This is a genomic window from Marinobacter fuscus (genome assembly GCF_003007675.1).
GTDB classification, from domain to species: domain Bacteria; phylum Pseudomonadota; class Gammaproteobacteria; order Pseudomonadales; family Oleiphilaceae; genus Marinobacter; species Marinobacter fuscus.
In genome coordinates this window covers 158000-174486 of the sequence record NZ_PXNP01000109.1, presented here as the reverse complement: position 1 = coordinate 174486, position 16487 = coordinate 158000, and the positions used below count along the sequence as shown (strand labels likewise).

12 protein-coding genes are annotated in these 16487 nt (G+C 54.7%); 9 read left to right on the top strand and 3 right to left on the bottom strand.

Going from position 1 to position 16487, the window contains the following annotated elements; genetic code table 11:
- Nucleotides 1-4: 4 nt before the first annotated feature.
- Nucleotides 5-841, bottom strand: coding sequence for a UTP--glucose-1-phosphate uridylyltransferase GalU (gene galU / locus C7H09_RS17845; protein ID WP_106765271.1), 837 nt, complete (start codon nucleotides 839-841; stop codon nucleotides 5-7).
- A 222-nt stretch (nucleotides 842-1063) separates the two neighbouring features.
- On the opposite strand from galU, the gene C7H09_RS17840 reads away from it, so the two are divergent.
- From C7H09_RS17840 to C7H09_RS17800, 9 genes are all read left to right on the top strand, one after another.
- Complete coding sequence (locus C7H09_RS17840; RefSeq protein WP_133166250.1) at nucleotides 1064-2284, top strand: ShlB/FhaC/HecB family hemolysin secretion/activation protein; 1221 nt, start codon at nucleotides 1064-1066, stop codon at nucleotides 2282-2284.
- Nucleotides 2285-2396: 112 nt separating this feature from the next.
- Nucleotides 2397-3077 carry a GntR family transcriptional regulator gene (locus C7H09_RS17835; protein ID WP_106765266.1) on the top strand — a complete coding sequence of 227 codons (681 nt, stop codon included), beginning with the start codon at nucleotides 2397-2399 and terminating at the stop codon, nucleotides 3075-3077.
- A gap of 17 nt (nucleotides 3078-3094) precedes the next feature.
- Nucleotides 3095-3982 carry a methylisocitrate lyase gene (gene prpB, locus C7H09_RS17830; RefSeq protein WP_106765264.1) on the top strand — a complete coding sequence of 296 codons (888 nt, stop codon included), beginning with the start codon at nucleotides 3095-3097 and terminating at the stop codon, nucleotides 3980-3982.
- A gap of 151 nt (nucleotides 3983-4133) precedes the next feature.
- Nucleotides 4134-5267 (top strand): bifunctional 2-methylcitrate synthase/citrate synthase, encoded by a 1134-nt coding sequence (gene prpC / locus C7H09_RS17825; RefSeq protein WP_106765262.1) that lies wholly within the window; start codon nucleotides 4134-4136, stop codon nucleotides 5265-5267.
- 8 nt (nucleotides 5268-5275) lie between these two features.
- Nucleotides 5276-7900: a Fe/S-dependent 2-methylisocitrate dehydratase AcnD gene (acnD, locus tag C7H09_RS17820; protein ID WP_106765259.1), complete on the top strand. Its 2625-nt coding sequence runs from the start codon at nucleotides 5276-5278 to the stop codon at nucleotides 7898-7900.
- 198 nt (nucleotides 7901-8098) lie between these two features.
- On the top strand, nucleotides 8099-9274 hold the full coding sequence (gene prpF / locus C7H09_RS17815) for a 2-methylaconitate cis-trans isomerase PrpF (RefSeq protein WP_106765257.1): 1176 nt from the start codon (nucleotides 8099-8101) through the stop codon (nucleotides 9272-9274).
- A 205-nt stretch (nucleotides 9275-9479) separates the two neighbouring features.
- Nucleotides 9480-10586: a PEP-CTERM sorting domain-containing protein gene (locus tag C7H09_RS20040; RefSeq protein WP_206074356.1), complete on the top strand. Its 1107-nt coding sequence runs from the start codon at nucleotides 9480-9482 to the stop codon at nucleotides 10584-10586.
- A 79-nt stretch (nucleotides 10587-10665) separates the two neighbouring features.
- A complete protein-coding gene (locus C7H09_RS17805; RefSeq protein ID WP_133166249.1) occupies nucleotides 10666-12465 on the top strand; it encodes a tetratricopeptide repeat protein in 1800 nt (599 codons plus the stop codon).
- Nucleotides 12466-12864: 399 nt separating this feature from the next.
- A complete protein-coding gene (locus C7H09_RS17800; RefSeq protein WP_106765253.1) occupies nucleotides 12865-13680 on the top strand; it encodes a THxN family PEP-CTERM protein in 816 nt (271 codons plus the stop codon).
- Between the two features lie 69 nt (nucleotides 13681-13749).
- Here C7H09_RS17800 and C7H09_RS17795 read toward each other — a convergent pair whose 3' ends face one another.
- Nucleotides 13750-14556, bottom strand: a complete 807-nt coding sequence (locus C7H09_RS17795) for a PEP-CTERM/exosortase system-associated acyltransferase (RefSeq protein ID WP_106765250.1) — start codon at nucleotides 14554-14556, stop codon at nucleotides 13750-13752.
- Nucleotides 14557-14669: 113 nt separating this feature from the next.
- Nucleotides 14670-16289 carry an FAD-binding oxidoreductase gene (locus C7H09_RS17790; protein ID WP_106765247.1) on the bottom strand — a complete coding sequence of 540 codons (1620 nt, stop codon included), beginning with the start codon at nucleotides 16287-16289 and terminating at the stop codon, nucleotides 14670-14672.
- Between the last annotated feature and the right edge of the window lie 198 nt (nucleotides 16290-16487).

Genomic DNA, 16487 nt, shown 5'->3' with positions numbered 1-16487 from the left:
GGGTTCAGCTCTGTTTTTTATAGATGTTTTCGTACACGTAATTGGTGGCGTCTACAAACCCGTCAATGCTGCCGCAGTCAAAACGCTTCCCTTTGAATTGATAGGCCAGAACGCAACCGTTCTGCGCCTGCTCCATCAGAGCGTCGGTAATCTGAACTTCACCATTCTTGCCCGGAGGCGTACGTTCGATAATATCGAAAATGTCCGGGGTCAGAATGTACCGGCCAATGATGGCCAGGTTGCTGGGTGCGTCTTCCGGTGCGGGCTTTTCCACCATGTCGGTAATCCGGTAGAGGCCGTCTTTCATCGACTCGCCCGCGATCACGCCGTATTTGTGGGTTTCGTCTGCCGGTACTTCTTCGATCGCCACAATGGAGCAGCGGAACTGGTTGTACAGTTTGACCATCTGGGCCAGTACGCCGTCGCCACCTTCCGGGCCAACACAAAAGTCATCGGCCAGCACCACGGCAAACGGGTTGTCGCCCACCAGGTTACGACCGGTCAGAATGGCGTGCCCCAGACCTTTCATTTCATTCTGGCGGGTGAAAGCAAAGGTATTGTTGTTGATCAGATCGCGAATGGACGTCAGCAGCCCTTCTTTTCCGGTGCCCGCAATCTGGTGCTCCAGTTCGTAACTGATGTCAAAGTGGTCTTCCAGTGCGCGCTTGCCGCGACCGGTGACAAACCCGAACTCGTGAATGCCTGCATCTGAGGCTTCCTCTACCCCGTACTGTACCAGCGGTTTGTTAACAATCGGCAGTATTTCCTTGGGCATGGCCTTGGTGGCTGGCAGGAATCGGGTTCCGTATCCGGCGACCGGAAACAGGCACTTTTTGATCATATTCGTCGTCCTTAATCGTCTGATTGCCATAGAGGTTGGCGAAGGCGTTCATTATTGCGTGTGCAAGTGTAACCAAGTTACGGACTGAGTTGGATAGCCGTTTCAATCCGGTGTTCCTGTACGGAATGGTTATTTTGTGTTGCAACCACTGGTTCGAAGAATGCGGCTCCGATAAAGTGAACTATTATTAACTATGGTTCATGTTTCGTATTCCGGGTTCTCATGGTGCGTCTATTCACGATAACCCTGTCTCGCAAGCAGGGACGGTTTTCCGCTTCGTCTGCGTGTGTGCTTGTGGCGCAGTGGTTGTTTTTGGTGTTCGCCGGTTCTGCTCCGGCTGCGGCGCACGCGGAAAGCCAGGCAAAATCCCTGTTCACCGGTAACGGCGAGGCGCAACTTCTTCAGCCAGTCCGTGAACATTGGCTTCGCTCCAGAATGACCTTTTCGGGCAGTTCAGATCAGGACTCCGGGTATCAGAAGGATGCTCTAAATGTAGGTGTCACGAATCTGTTCCGGGCTGATCATCAGGCCAGCTTTCAGTACACCGATTCCTGTGCTCTTCGTGTGAATGAAAAACGACAAGGGTTGAAGGTTAATTATGGCCTGGGGTTGGGCCGGGGCCGCCTCGATTTTGCGCTGACCAATAAGGATTACGATAAACAGGTAGAAGATGGCGCTAAGCGGGTGCAGAAACAAGGCCGTGTGCGGAACCTGACCCTTGCCGGGAGCCAGCCGTTATTTTCCGCCTGGGGTTACCGTTTTCGCGGTTACGCAAGTTATACCTCGGTCAGCAAGCGCTGGCGTTTGCAGAGTGAGGGCCTTCAGTGGTCCGATTATCAGGTGTCGACCTTTGGCGTGACGGCTCGGGGGCATCACAGGCTTCCCGGCGGCTTCTCACTGGCGACGGGAGTCACCACAGATGCTGGCGTTGAATATGAGCTGGCCGGCGCCAGCGAAGCCGGAGGGGGCGTTCAGGATGAGCATTTCCGGCGATTCCTGGTAACCGCTTCTCTGGGTCGGGAGTTTCGGGATTGGCAGTTCGGGCTGGATGGCCAGTATCAGGCGGCATCAAAAGATATACCCGGTTCTCATCGCATCCGCGTGGCCAGTTCCCGGCTGTCTGGAGGCTTCAACGGGCAATCCCTGAAGGCGATCGAGGGCGGCTGGTTGCGCCTGGGTACCCGAAGTCCGTCGGTGAACCTGCCTCTGGCCTCGTACCTGCGCGCGCACTTCAAGCTATTGCTTCTGAAAGGGTGGGTGCCAGCGAAAACCTTTCAGCATGAAGACGCTGGCCAACTGGTGTCCGGAGAGCTTGTGTTGGGTTTTGTGGCCCGTGATTTTCAGGCCGACTTCAGCATCGGGCGTATGTTGGATACTACAACGACAGCTTTGAATAAGCCTGGCCGCCCCGACATGCGCTTTGCCATGCACGTGCCCTTCTGAACCTCTCTTCTCTTATGTAAACAATCAGTCTGGCAATAGTCGCAGAATTGTTGACAATCCTCACGCTTGCGCGTAACTTTGCCTGAAATAATTCAAGGATTGTCAACAAAGCATGGTTCAGGCAGCGATTCAATCCCAAACCCGAGCAGACGAAGCCTTTAATTGTCTGCAAACCGCCATAGTCACCGGCGATCTCGGCCCTGGCGAGAAGATCGGTGAAGTTGAGCTTTGTTCCCGCTTTAATCTTACCCGTGGCCCCCTGCGCGAAGCACTGGGGCGCCTGGAGTCCCGGGGTCTTCTGGTTCGTCGCCCGCACGCAGGCGTGAAAGTGGTATCGGTAAGTGCCACTGAACTTCTGGAGCTGTATCGTATTCGCGAAGTGATGGAAGGGTTGGCGGCCAGGCAGGCGGCAGAGCGCATGACGGATGAAGAAATCCGGGATTTGCGTGACACCCTGAACTCCCATGAAAAGATGATCGAAGAGGCCCAGGGCCAGGCTTATTATCAGGCCGAGGGTGATTATGATTTCCACCACCGTATCGCCACCGGTAGCCGCAATACAAAACTGGCCCAGATGTTGTTGGGTGATCTTTACTACATGGTACGGATGTACCGTTACCGTTTAAGCACCTCCGCCGGGCGTCCGCATCTGGCGCTGGGTGAGCACCGCCGTATCGTCGAAGCCATTGCCCACCGTGATGGCGAACTCGCCGAATTTCTGATGAAACGACACATTAACGCCGCACGCCGAAACATTGAAAAGAAGATCGAAGAAGGCGTTCTAACCATCTGACAAGAGAGGTAATTCCAATGTCTAACAAGCTCTCCCCGGGCGCACGCTTCCGCAAGGCCCTGAAAGAAAACCAGCCACTGCAAATCGTTGGTACCATCAACGCCTATGCCGCCATGATGGCTGAGCGGGTAGGGCATCAGGCGATTTACCTGTCTGGCGGCGGCGTTGCCAACGCGTCCTACGGTCTGCCGGATCTGGGCATGACCAGCATGAACGATGTGGTGGAAGACGTGCGCCGGATTACTGCGGCCTGCGAACTGCCGCTGCTGGTAGACATCGATACCGGTTGGGGTGGTGCGTTCAATATTGCCCGTACCATTCGTGAGATGGAGCGTGCCGGCGCGGCCGCCGTTCACATTGAAGACCAGGTGGCCCAGAAGCGTTGCGGCCATCGCCCGAACAAAGAAATCGTGTCCAAAGAAGAAATGGTCGACCGCATCAAGGCGGCTGCCGATGCCCGTGTCGATGAGGACTTCTTTATCATGGCCCGTACTGATGCCTTCCAGAAGGAAGGCCTGGAAGCTGCCATCGACCGCGCCAAGGCCTGCATCGAAGCCGGTGCAGACGGTATCTTCGCTGAAGCCGTGCATGAGTTGTCTGACTACCGTGCCTTTGCCGATGCCATTGATGTGCCGCTGCTGGCCAACATCACTGAATTCGGTGCCACCCCGCTCTACAACAAGAAAGAGCTGGCGGATGCCGGAGCTGGTATGGTGCTGTACCCGCTGAGCGCCTTCCGCGCCATGAACAAGGCCGCGGTAACCGTTTACCAGAGTATTCTCGAGAAGGGTGATCAGAAAGACGTGGTCGACCTGATGCAAACCCGCATGGAACTTTACGATTACCTGAACTACCACGACTTCGAGCAAAAGCTGGATCAGCTGTTTGCCCAGAAAAAAGACTAAGTTGGCATTCGACGGTTAGCGTGAAGGGGTCTAGCGATAAGGGGTCTGACCCCAAACGGGGTCAGACCCCACATAAGACCTGACTTTAGACTTCACGCTAAACATTTAGAAATAACTGAAATCAATAATCAGAATATCAAGGGAGACCAACATGGCTGAAGCAAAGAAACTCGGTGGTGCGGGCCTGCGTGGCCAGGTAGCTGGCGAAACCGCTCTGTGTACCGTTGGTAAAACAGGCACAGGCCTGACCTATCGCGGATACGATGTCTCTGATCTGGCCGACAATGCCCAGTTTGAAGAAGTGGCTTACTTGTTGCTGCGTGGCAAGCTGCCAAATCAGCAGGAGCTGAACGCATACAAAGCAAAACTGAAAAGCCAGCGTAGCTTGCCCGATGCCCTTAAACTTGTTCTGGAACAGATTCCCAAAGACGCGCACCCGATGGATGTGATGCGCACCGGTTGCTCCATGCTGGGCAACCTGGAAACCGAGCAGGACTTCGGCGAGCAGGACGATAAGATTGACCGCATGCTGGCGGTATTTCCGGCCATCATCACCTACTGGTACCGCTTCGCCCACGAAGGCGTTCGCATTGATACCGCCAACACCGAGTGCGATTCCATCGGTGGCGTGTTTCTGGAGCTGCTGCACGGCAAGAAGCCGAGCGAACTGCACGAACAGGTGATGAACGTATCGCTGATTCTGTACGCCGAGCACGAGTTCAACGCCTCCACCTTCACCGCTCGCGTATGCGCGTCCACCCTGTCGGATATTCACAGCTGCGTAACCGGTGCGATCGGCTCCCTGCGTGGCCCGCTGCACGGCGGTGCCAACGAAGCCGCCATGGAATTGATCCAGAAGTTCCAGACCCCGGACGAAGCCGAAGCTGGCTTGATGGGCATGCTGGAGCGCAAAGAAAAGATCATGGGCTTTGGCCATGCGATCTACAGCACCTCCGATCCCCGAAACGTGATCATCAAGAAGTGGTCTGAAAAACTGGCCAAGGAAGTGGGTGATACCGTTCTGTACCCGGTGTCTGTGCGTTGTGAAGAAGTGATGTGGCGTGAGAAGAAGCTGTTCTGCAACGCCGACTTCTTCCACGCCTCTGCCTACCACTTCATGGGCATTCCGACCGAGCTGTTCACGCCGATCTTCGTGATGTCCCGGGTATCCGGCTGGACCGCCCACGTGAAAGAGCAGCGCGCCAACAACCGCATCATTCGCCCGAGCGCCGAGTACACCGGCCCCGAGCATCAGGAATGGTTGCCGATCGACAAGCGGAGCTGAGAAAGACTATGAATACCCAGTACAGAAAGCCTTTAGCAGGCACAGACCTGCAATATTATGACACTCGTCAGGCCGTGGAAGAGATCCAGCCCGGCTCCTACGCCAAACTGCCGTATACGTCCAAAATTCTGGCCGAGCAATTGGTGCGCAAGTGCGATGCGGCGTCCCTGACGGACTCCCTCAAGCAGCTGATCGAGCGCAAGCGGGATCTGGACTTCCCCTGGTATCCAGCCCGGGTCGTGTGCCACGACATTCTGGGCCAGACTGCACTGGTAGACCTGGCTGGCCTGCGGGACGCCATCGCCGAGAAGGGTGGTGACCCGGCCAAGGTAAACCCGGTGGTACCCACCCAGCTGATTGTTGACCATTCGCTGGCGGTGGAAGCACCGGGCTTTGACCCCGATGCGTTCGAAAAGAACCGCGCCATTGAAGATCGTCGTAACGAAGACCGTTTCCACTTCATCAACTGGACCCGTACCGCGTTCAAGAACGTCGATGTGATTCCGGCGGGTAACGGCATCATGCATCAGATCAACCTGGAGAAGATGTCGCCGGTTATCCAGAATCGCCCGGACGAAGACGGTCACCCGATCGCCTTCCCGGACACCTGCGTGGGCACCGACAGCCACACCCCGCACATTGATGCGTTGGGCGTTATCGCCGTGGGCGTGGGTGGTCTGGAAGCGGAAACCGTGATGCTGGGCCGTCCGTCCATGATGCGTCTGCCGGACATTGTTGGCGTGAAGCTCACTGGCAAGCGTCAGCCAGGCATTACTGCCACCGATATCGTGTTAGCCATCACCGAGTTCCTGCGCAAAGAGCGTGTGGTGGGTGCTTACCTGGAATTCTTCGGTGAAGGCGCTTCCAGCCTGACCATCGGCGACCGTGCGACGATCTCCAACATGACGCCGGAGTATGGTGCCACAGCCGCGATGTTCTACATTGACGAGCAGACCATTGACTATCTGAAGCTGACCGGCCGTGAGCCGGAGCAGGTGGATCTGGTTGAGAAGTACGCCAAAGAAACCGGCCTCTGGGCCACCGAGATGACCGAAGCCGATTACGAGCGCGTGCTGGAGTTTGATCTTTCCACGGTTGTTCGCAACGTCGCCGGTCCGTCTAACCCGCACCGCCGTGTTGCGACGTCAGAGCTGGGTGAGCGCGGCATTGCGGTGAACCTGGATAAGGCGCTGGAAGAAGAGAAGAAGGGCCTGATGCCCGATGGTGCGGTGATTATCGCGGCCATTACTTCCTGTACCAACACTTCGAACCCCCGCAACGTGGTGGCGGCTGGTTTGCTGGCCAAGAAAGCCAATGAACTGGGCCTGATCCGCAAACCTTGGGTGAAGTCTTCCTTTGCCCCTGGCTCGAAAGTGGCTCGCCTGTATCTGGAAGAAGCTGGCTTGCTGCCCGAGATGGAAAAGCTGGGCTTCGGGATTGTGGCTTACGCGTGCACAACCTGTAACGGTATGTCTGGTGCGCTGGATCCGAAAATCCAGCAGGAAATCATCGACCGGGATCTGTATTCCACCGCAGTGTTGTCGGGTAACCGCAACTTCGACGGTCGGATTCACCCCTACGCCAAACAGGCGTTCCTGGCGTCACCGCCATTGGTGGTCGCATACGCCATCGCCGGTACCGTGCGCTTCGATATCGAGCAGGATGCTCTGGGATACGACAAGGATGGCAAGCCGGTTACCCTGAAAGACTTGTGGCCGTCTGATGAAGAAATCGACCGCATTGTCGGTGAGTACGTGAAGCCGGAGCAGTTCAAGCAGGTGTACATCCCGATGTTCAACCTGGATGAAGCCGAGCAGGCCAAGAGTCCGCTGTACGAGTGGCGCCCGCAGTCCACTTACATTCGTCGCCCGCCTTACTGGGAAGGCACCATGGCCGCCGAGCGCGCACTTAAGGGTATGCGCCCGCTGGCGATCCTGCCGGACAACATCACCACCGACCACCTATCGCCCTCAAACGCGATCATGATGGACTCCGCAGCCGGTGAATACCTGCACAAGATGGGCCTGCCGGAGGAAGACTTCAACTCCTACGCAACCCACCGTGGGGATCACCTGACTGCCCAGCGTGCAACGCTGGCCAACCCGAAACTGTTCAACGAGATGGTGCGGGACGAAAACGGTGACGTGGTGCAGGGCTCGCTGGCCCGGGTGGAGCCGGAAGGCAAAACCATGCGGATGTGGGAAGCCATTGAAACCTACATGGAACGCAAACAGCCGCTGATCATCATAGCGGGTGCGGATTACGGGCAGGGTTCTTCCCGTGACTGGGCCGCCAAAGGTGTTGCCCTGGCGGGTGTTGAGACCATCGTCGCCGAAGGCTTCGAGCGGATTCACCGTACTAACCTGATTGGCATGGGCGTAATGCCTTTGCAGTTTGAGGAAGGCACCACGCGCCACACCCTCAAGCTGGATGGTACCGAAACCTACGACGTTGAAGGCAAGGCCGCACCGGGTGCAACGCTGACGCTGGTGATCAACCGTGCTTCCGGTGAGGTTGAGCGGGTACCGGTGATCTGCCGCCTCGACACTGCGGAGGAAGTCACTGTGTACTCGGCCGGTGGTGTGTTGCAGCGCTTTGCCGAGGATTTTCTGGCGTCTGAGGGGGCTGCCTGAATATGGGGCCTAAGGCGGGATCTAATGTGGGGTCTGACCCCGTACGGGGTCAGACCCCTTAAACTCCTTTCCCCTTGACCCCTCCAACTCCTTAAACCAAGCGGCCCCTGGGGGGGGCTGACTCCGTACGGGGTCGGGCCCCAACTTTCAGACCCCAACTTTCCTCCGGCAGGCCGCACAACCTAGCGAGTCATACCAATGAGATTTGCACCTCAGATTAAAGTGCCCGCCACTTATATGCGTGGCGGTACCAGCAAGGGCGTGTTCTTCCGCCTGCAAGATCTGCCGGAAGCTTGCCAGGTTCCCGGTGAAGCCCGAGACAAGCTTTTGTTACGGGTGATCGGCAGCCCTGATCCTTACGAAAAGCAGATTGATGGCTTGGGTAACGCGACATCCAGCACCAGCAAGTCGGTGATTCTGGACGAACCGACCCAGCCGGATCACGACGTGGACTATCTGTTTGGCCAGGTATCCATCGATAAGCCCTTTGTCGACTGGAGTGGTAACTGCGGCAATCTGACTGCTGCGGTCGGCGCTTTTGCCATCAATGGCGGGTTTGTCGCCAAAGAGCGCATCCCGGACAACGGCATCTGTACCGTCCGCATCTGGCAGGCCAACATCCGGAAGACCATCGTGGCCCACGTGCCGATTACCAACGGTGAGGTTCAGGAAACCGGCGACTTTGAGCTGGACGGCGTAACTTTCCCGGCCGCGGAAGTACAAATCGAGTTCATGGACCCGGCCGATGGTGAGGGCGCCATGTTCCCCACGGGTAATCTGGTGGACGATCTGGAGGTGCCGGGTGTTGGTACACTCAAGGCGACCATGATCAATGCCGGTATTCCGACCATTTTCATCAACGCGGAAGACATTGGTTACAAGGGCACCGAGCTGCAGAACGACATCAACAGCGATCCCAAGGCCCTGGCCATGTTTGAGACCATTCGTGCTTACGGTGCGGTGAAAATGGGGCTTATCTCCGATATCGCCGAAGCCGCCAACCGCCAGCACACCCCGAAGGTAGCGTTTGTGGCCAAACCTTCGGACTATGTGTCTTCCAGTGGTAAGCAGCTCAATGCGGCCGATATTGATGTGCTGGTTCGGGCGCTGTCCATGGGCAAGCTGCACCATGCCATGATGGGGACGGCTGCGGTGGCCATTGCGACTGCATCTGCTATTCCCGGCACCCTGGTGAATCTGGCTGCTGGCGGTGGGGATCGCACGCAGGTCACCTTCGGTCACCCGTCTGGCACCTTACGGGTAGGGGCGGAAGCGAAGGAAGTAAACGGGCAGTGGACAGCCACCAAAGCCATTATGAGCCGCAGTGCGCGGATCATTATGGAAGGTTGGGTAAGGGTGCCGGGTGTCGGCTAGGTTTACAGTTCGGTCTTGGTTTTGATAGCGGCGTAAATCTAACGCATTGAAAATAAATGGCTTCTTCTTTTTTGGCAGGTATATCGCTTAGTTAGACAGGAGAGGGTGTGGCTTTACATAGCCCCTTCTCTGATGGTCAGTCTGCTTATACGGATGTAGGGGTTTGACTGATGCATGTGTCCATACCAAGACAAGGAGAAGCCAGATGGTTACTAATTTATCGAAAATCGCCCGAATAGGGCTGGGAGTTTGTGCTGTATCCCTGGGCATGTGGTCTGCTTCTGCGGCCGCGGACTCTATTGATCCTCTTGCATTCGAAGCAACACTGGATCCCGGTGAGAGTGTTACCATTCGAAAAACCGTTACGGTGGATGCCGGAGCGCCTACTGGCGGTATCATCGACGTGATGTTTTTGATCGATACCTCCGGAAGCATGGGGGCTCAAATTGGCCAGGCCAAGACTGCAGCCAGCGATATTCTTTCCGGATTGGCTGGTTTCGGGGACTTGTCGACGGGTGTCGGCTATTACAGTGAGCCGGGATCAGAAGGGGTAATGCACGACCTCACTACGGACACCAGCGCGGCGCTTGCAAACATTGACTCAATCTCGCTCGGGTTGGGCGGGGGGGGAGGCGACTTCCCGGAAGAGGGAATTCATGCCACCAAAGAGGCGGCACTGGGTGCATCCTGGCGTCCGGGTTCAGCGCGCTTCATCATTGCCTTGGGCGACGCAACCTTTAAGGAGTCCGATGGGTCGACTCTGGCCGATGCCAAGGCAGCTCTGGACTCATCAGGAGCAACGTTCATTGGTATTGATTACAATGGCATGACGCGCACGTCTTGGGGTGGAATAGATGTGAGCGAACTGAGCACCCACTCCGGAGGTAGTCTGATATCAAGCTCTGGCCTGGATCCTGACGACCTTGTGGCTGACATCCTTGCAGGTGTGACCGATGCGTTCTCGACCTACAGTGAGGTCACTGTGAACGACCTGGGCACATCCGGGCCGGGTGTCGATGTAAGTGTGTCCTGTGTGTCTGCCGACACCGGAACTTGCGTGGGTGCCACGGCTACCGGTGATTACGATCGCGAGGTTGCCAGGGTGTTCGAGTTCGATGTCACGTTTACCGGTGTTTCGGAGGGGGTTCACGATTTCTACATGGATGGACTGGTCGATGGCGCCAGTGTTGCCCGTGAAACCGACCGTATCATTGTTGGTGAGGGCGTGGCTGAGGTTCCAGAGCCCATGACCCTGGCGCTGATGGGGCTCGGCTTGCTTGGTATCGGTGCAGCTCGCCGCCGCAAGTACTGAATAAATAACAGGACGTTGTTCCCGCTTTAGGCCAGAGGTACTCTGTACCTTTGGCCTTTGTCGGTTGAAGGAGTCAATCGTGAAGTTTTCCAGATGCGCATTTCTGACAATCTCAATTCTGGCGCCTTTCGGCGATACAACCGCAATTCCGATAACACCTGACCCCTATCGAGACTATTCAGAAGTCCAGGCAACAGCAGCGGAAGCCGAAGAGTTATTTCCCGGATTGAAACAGGCGCTGGAGCAAGGTCGCTTCTCCTACCTGAAGTCCCGAGCCAAAGACGTCTTGCAGCAGAACCCCGGTTCTGTATTGAGTTATGAGGTATTGGGTACCGTTTATTTGCTTGAGGGCAGCGCCGAATTGTCTGCCGAGATGTTTCAGAAGGCGGTCGATTTGTATTCTGATTCCGCAGAGCTTTGGACAAAGCTGGGTTCCGCGTTGATGGAAGCTGATCACCTGGAAAGGGCTGAGCAAGCCCTTCGAAAGGCATTATCACTGAACGAATCCTATCGGCTGGCGCATCAGCGGCTGGGGTTGTTGTATGAGTATTGGGGCAAAACCGACAAAGCCATATTTCACCTGAGCAGGGGGGTGGCTAACACTCCGGATACCTATATTGGTGTTGCTACCAACCTGGGCCGGCTTTTGAATGAAAGGGGCGCGTATTCAGACACGCTTGCTATTCTTGAGCCGAGGTTGAATAAAGTGGCTTCCGCACCTGCGGAAGCCTGGTTGATACTGGCAACCGCGCATTTACAAAGCGGTTCCCCTGAGAAAGCCAAGACGGGGTATCTGCAGTGGCTTGATGAACATCCTGGCTCCAGGGAGGGGAGGTTGGGGCTTGTTATGGCTGAGCGAGCCTCTGGTTATCCCGAGAAAGCGCTGGCTATGGCCTTGGAGTTGGTAGACCAACATCCGGGCTGGCTGCCCGCGCACATGGAAGTTGCCGAAATTTACTTGCAGTCTGGTCGCTTGGACAAAGCAAAACCCTTTCTTGATAAATCGGTGAACCTGGGGGCAGACAAAGCTGCGGTTCAGTCGAGAATGGCGATGTATCAGCGCGATCAGGGCCAGCTTGACGAGGCCATAGAGACTTTAGAAAAACTCGTCGCTTCGAATGACGCAACGCCCGACGTTTTCACATTTTTGTCGGAACTTTACGTGGTAAAAGCGGGTGTCGAGAAAGGGCTTGAGCCACTGGTTGAGGCAAAGAACCGCTTTCCTGATTCTGCCTACGTACGCTTTCGCCTTGGCAGCTTATTGGCCGCATCTCGGCAATACCCGGCGGCTATCGAGGAGTTCGAGCATGCCTACCGCCTGGATGAACAATCTGCATTGGCACTTGAGGGGCTTGTGGCTGCGCAGGCGAGAGCCGGATTGAAAGAGGACGCAGTGAAGACTGCCAAACGGTTGCTATTGTTGCGACCGAACGAGCCCGGAGCGCACCTCATTTATGCCTCCAGGCTCGAACAGGCTGGCAAGCCTGATCAGGCTATCAATGCCTACCGAAATCTACTTGCAATCGCACCTGATCATGCTTTGGGGCTTAATAATCTTTCTGTGTTGTTGCTGGGCTCCGGCGAGAACTCAGAGTCAATCAGTTTGGCCCGGAAGGCTGTTGAAGTGGACAGTAAGAGAAGTATCTACCGGGATACTCTCGGCTGGGCTTTGTATCGAACCGGACAGATTGACGAGGCTCTTGCGCAGTTAAAAAGAGCCGTCGAACTGGATGACCGGAATCCAACCATTCGTTATCACCTTGGTACCGCATTAATTGCCTCGGGACAAATTGAACAAGGGCGCAGCCAGTTGAGACAGGCGCTTTCGATGAACGGGGGCGCTTATTGGGCTGAAAAAGCCCGTGCTCTGATGAACTAGTTCCCCGCTCGCGGAGCGGTAGGGCTGAGTGTCGGGTTAATTTACGATCATCATCGGTTGTCTTTGGTGCCCGGCCTTCCCCTCGCCGTGGGAGTGCCTCCTTCCCATTTGGCGCTCTGCATTAATCGTACAGAGTGCCTTTGAGCCTACACAAACTCAACCGGTTGTTTTGCTTGCTTGTCTTTTAGACCATAAACGCTGGCTAACGGATGGCGATATTGAAGCCGACGATGTCGAAAATAATTACACCCTTGATAAAAAATCGTTTCCGTTTAATTTTAAGATCATGATATTTATCGGTTTCTTTTAGTTGGTACAGGTGATGCTTATATCCTTTCACCGTTGGCTCACTTGTCGGTAAAGCGGCCGCCAGCGTTAGACAGTCAAGGAGAGATCGATATGAACAAAATATTTAAAAGAACGCTTCTTTCATCCATTGTTTTACCTGTGGCGTTGGGTGCGGCATCCGCTAACGCTGCGATGATCACTGATTGGGGGTACGATGTAAGCAGCGTATTTAAAAATGTAACTGCAACCACTGGCAGCGGTGGAGTTACAGCGTCTGATGCAGACCGTAAGTTGTCCTGGGGTATTGGATTCGGGGATCAATCCTCCGTTGCAATCACTGACGTAAACAGCGCCAGCGGCCTGACGACTAATGGCGGTTTTGTTGCTGGCGGTACGTTCACTCACACCAACAACGTGCTTCCTGCTTCAGGTGCCGCACTTTCCGGCTTTACTCTGGAGTCCACTCTGACGTTGACTCCGGCAGCACCTGCCGGGCCTTCGTTGCCGCCTTCAGTGACTCCGTTCATGAGCTTCTTTAACGAAACGTTGAACAGTGGAACCTGCGTAGATGACTCAGTGTCGGTGTGTGATGATATTTTCACCATCAACAACTTTGGTGCTCTGGGCGCCGTAGACAATGGTTCTGGTGGCTTTGAGTTTGCCTCATCATTCATTCTGGATGATTACAAGTATACTGTATTCCTTGAGATTGTAGGCCTGGGTGTTCTGGCCGATGATGCGTGTACGGCGGCTGGGGCCAGCGTCGGATGTGTAGGTCTTCTTACTGAAGAAGGGAAATCCAATGATTTCGAGACCCGCTTCAGAATTGCAGCTAAAGAGGTGCCCGAGCCGGGTACTCTGGCGTTGCTGGGTCTTGGGCTTGCCGGCCTTGGAATTGCCCGCAGAAGAAAAGGGGTGAAGTCGTAACTGACGCTTGATTAAGAGCTTGGACGTTACCCTCTGAAAAAGCCCTCGCTTTGAAGCGAGGGCTTTTTTTTAAAGATCCCGAGCTGGTGTATACCTGCCTTCATCCGTAATTAAAGCCCATACGTCTGGGCGTCGTCTTTTGATGCCATCAATCAACGTGCAGGCGGAAGTGAATGCCGGGCGCCGAAGGCCATGGTACTCCAGCAACGGTCCGACATAATCGAATTCGACCCCGAATCGTTTAAGTAGGCGCAACTGGGCAGGCTCCATTATAGCCATCCAGTGTGTGATGCCGTTTTCTGCAGACATTTTCATGATGGCCGCAAGAAGCCCCAGGCTGATATAGGGAACTGCACGTTTGCCGTTATCTCTATCACTGTAGTTGGCCTGGTCACTGACACCTGTAGCACTTTTATCTTCGTTAAGGCGCTTACGAAACTCCCGGCTGACTGCCATGCGAGAGATTTCTGCAATACGTTCGCGTGGTATATCGGCGATTTCCTCTCTGACTCGCTTCGACATACGGGGTACGCAGGCTTCTTCCATCGGGAGCGAGCTGTTTTCGGGTGAGCTTCCGGTCATTACCAGGCGAACCGTTGCTACACTGTGACCCGTTGCCTTATGACGAATTAACGCATGGGAAGACTGCGGGTCGTATGCATCATGCTCTTTTTTGTCCTGAAAGTGGGCAGGGTCTTCAAAGGGGCGATCAATGCAATAGACCTGGTATCGTACTGAAAAAACTTCGTCAATTGCGTCTTGTGATGTTGCAAGCTCGATATCAAAAATCGAATCAAATATAGCTCTGATGTCCACTTGGCTGGCGTGGTTTTCGTCGGCATCGGACTCATGTTGCAACGCGTTGCCATTATGCATCTTTCATCTTTCCTTCCCCCTCGGGGAGTTGTTGTGGCAATAGTCCATGCATTGGGGATATCGTTGTAACATCCAGCTACAGCGTACTACGGGATTTGTTCGACGAGCTTTCGTTAAGCCCCTGTTTTTTCAATTTTTGATACGTACCGCCCAGGTGCTAATACATGGTTGGGGTCGATCGCGGATTTCAATATCTCTGCCAGATGACATGTTGATTTCTCCGAACCGAGTATATCCATGGTGTCGATATGGAGCCGGTAGGGGAGAAAACCTTCCTTCTGTGCAGCGCTCAGAAGTGCGCGATAGCAGTCTTTTGCCCGGTTGGTTGCGACTTCGTTGTTCCGGTCAAATAGCAAGGGAACCGTAGAGTCGAAGCAGCGATCATTTACTGTGGTTAGTGTAATAAGTGGATTGATGCCGTACTGAGGGCAGATTTCCTCAATCATCTGTACATAGCGGCGAGCATCTTTCCCCCTTATCGGCACTAAAGGTGCGAACCAGATTAACCCGCAGCCATCACGGGCCGGATTCTTTGGTACGCCTGGCTGGGGTGAGATGCCTGACCGCCAGTATGCAAGCGATAACGCTACTTCGTTCGGAGTACCGTGCATGATCTCAAGGGCGCCAGAGAGGGTATCTGCCATGCCTTTGAGCCGTGTTGAGAGGCTTCCCGGCAAATATTGGGCGATCGTCTGTGCAGCTCTTACGTGTCGGCGATTTATGAAGATCAGGCGGTCTGTTACCGGCCCCAGAATCCGTTTGAGTACTCGTTTTGCCGCAACGGCAACCTCTTTGGACGCGTAGATTGCACCAACACCGCTCCAGGCGGGAACGCTGTATTTATCAGCAAGAGCTTCAATTTCATGGCTTGGCAGAACCCCGTCGATGGCCTTATTTTCCGGGAACGGCGCCATCATTGAGAGCATGCGTTGACTATTGAGAAGGTTAATGGCGACAACCGAACCGCTGAGTGTTCGCAGCACGGCTCTAACCGATGGGATCAGCTTCTCCAGTTTTGTATCGTCTTTCGTTGAAAAGAAAAATGCAGTGATAGTTTCAGGGCATGGTGCGAGAGCGATGGTAATGTTGACAACAATGCCAAAGTTACTCTGAGTGAAAAGCCCGTCAAGGTAGGGGCCCAACCCCCACTTAAAGAGCCGATCTATTTCTGAGCCGCCAAGTTCACTTAAAGGCGTGGTGTAGAGAGAGCCGTCAGGTAAGACTGCTTCTATCTTGGTTACCGCTGAAAAGTGATCTGTGATGGGTGTTATTCCATAGCCACGCTCAAGCGCATTCCCGAGAATGCTGCAATTGGGCCCTGCACCTGTTACCGGAACGAGGTATTCAGCTTTCTGTTGATCCAGAAAGTCCCGTAATGCGGCTTGAGTGACTCCTGGCCCGACTGTGACGGTGCCCATTTCGGGATCAAAATCAGAGATCTGGTTGATCCCACCCAGATCAATAACAGCGCAGTTATCCTGTACAGGATTAGCGCTGCCATAGCCCCAATTGTTACCCGTGCTGATGGGGTAGACCGCCACCTTCCAGCGTTGGGCGATCACCATTATCTGTGAAACATCTTCCTTACATTGCGGACGAAGCACCGCTGGGATAAGGCGCTTGGCTCCTATGGTAGAAAAGCCGATGTTTGTATCTTCAGTTTTGACTACCCCAGACTCTCCGAGTAGACCTTTCCATTCGCGGATTGCAGACTCAACAGCGTGATTGGTCACTGGCTATTCCACCGTAGAATTAGAGTAAGTAACTGATATAGCGCTCGTTGAATGGCTCCATAAAAGACGGTAGCCATTATAGGGCAAAGCTCTTTCACGTAAGTATAGTTTATGATTAAAGATGCGAAACGGAGAGTCGAACGAGAAAATTATTCCGTTACAGCAGTTTAAATAAAAATAAGTGAATCTAAGCCGGGC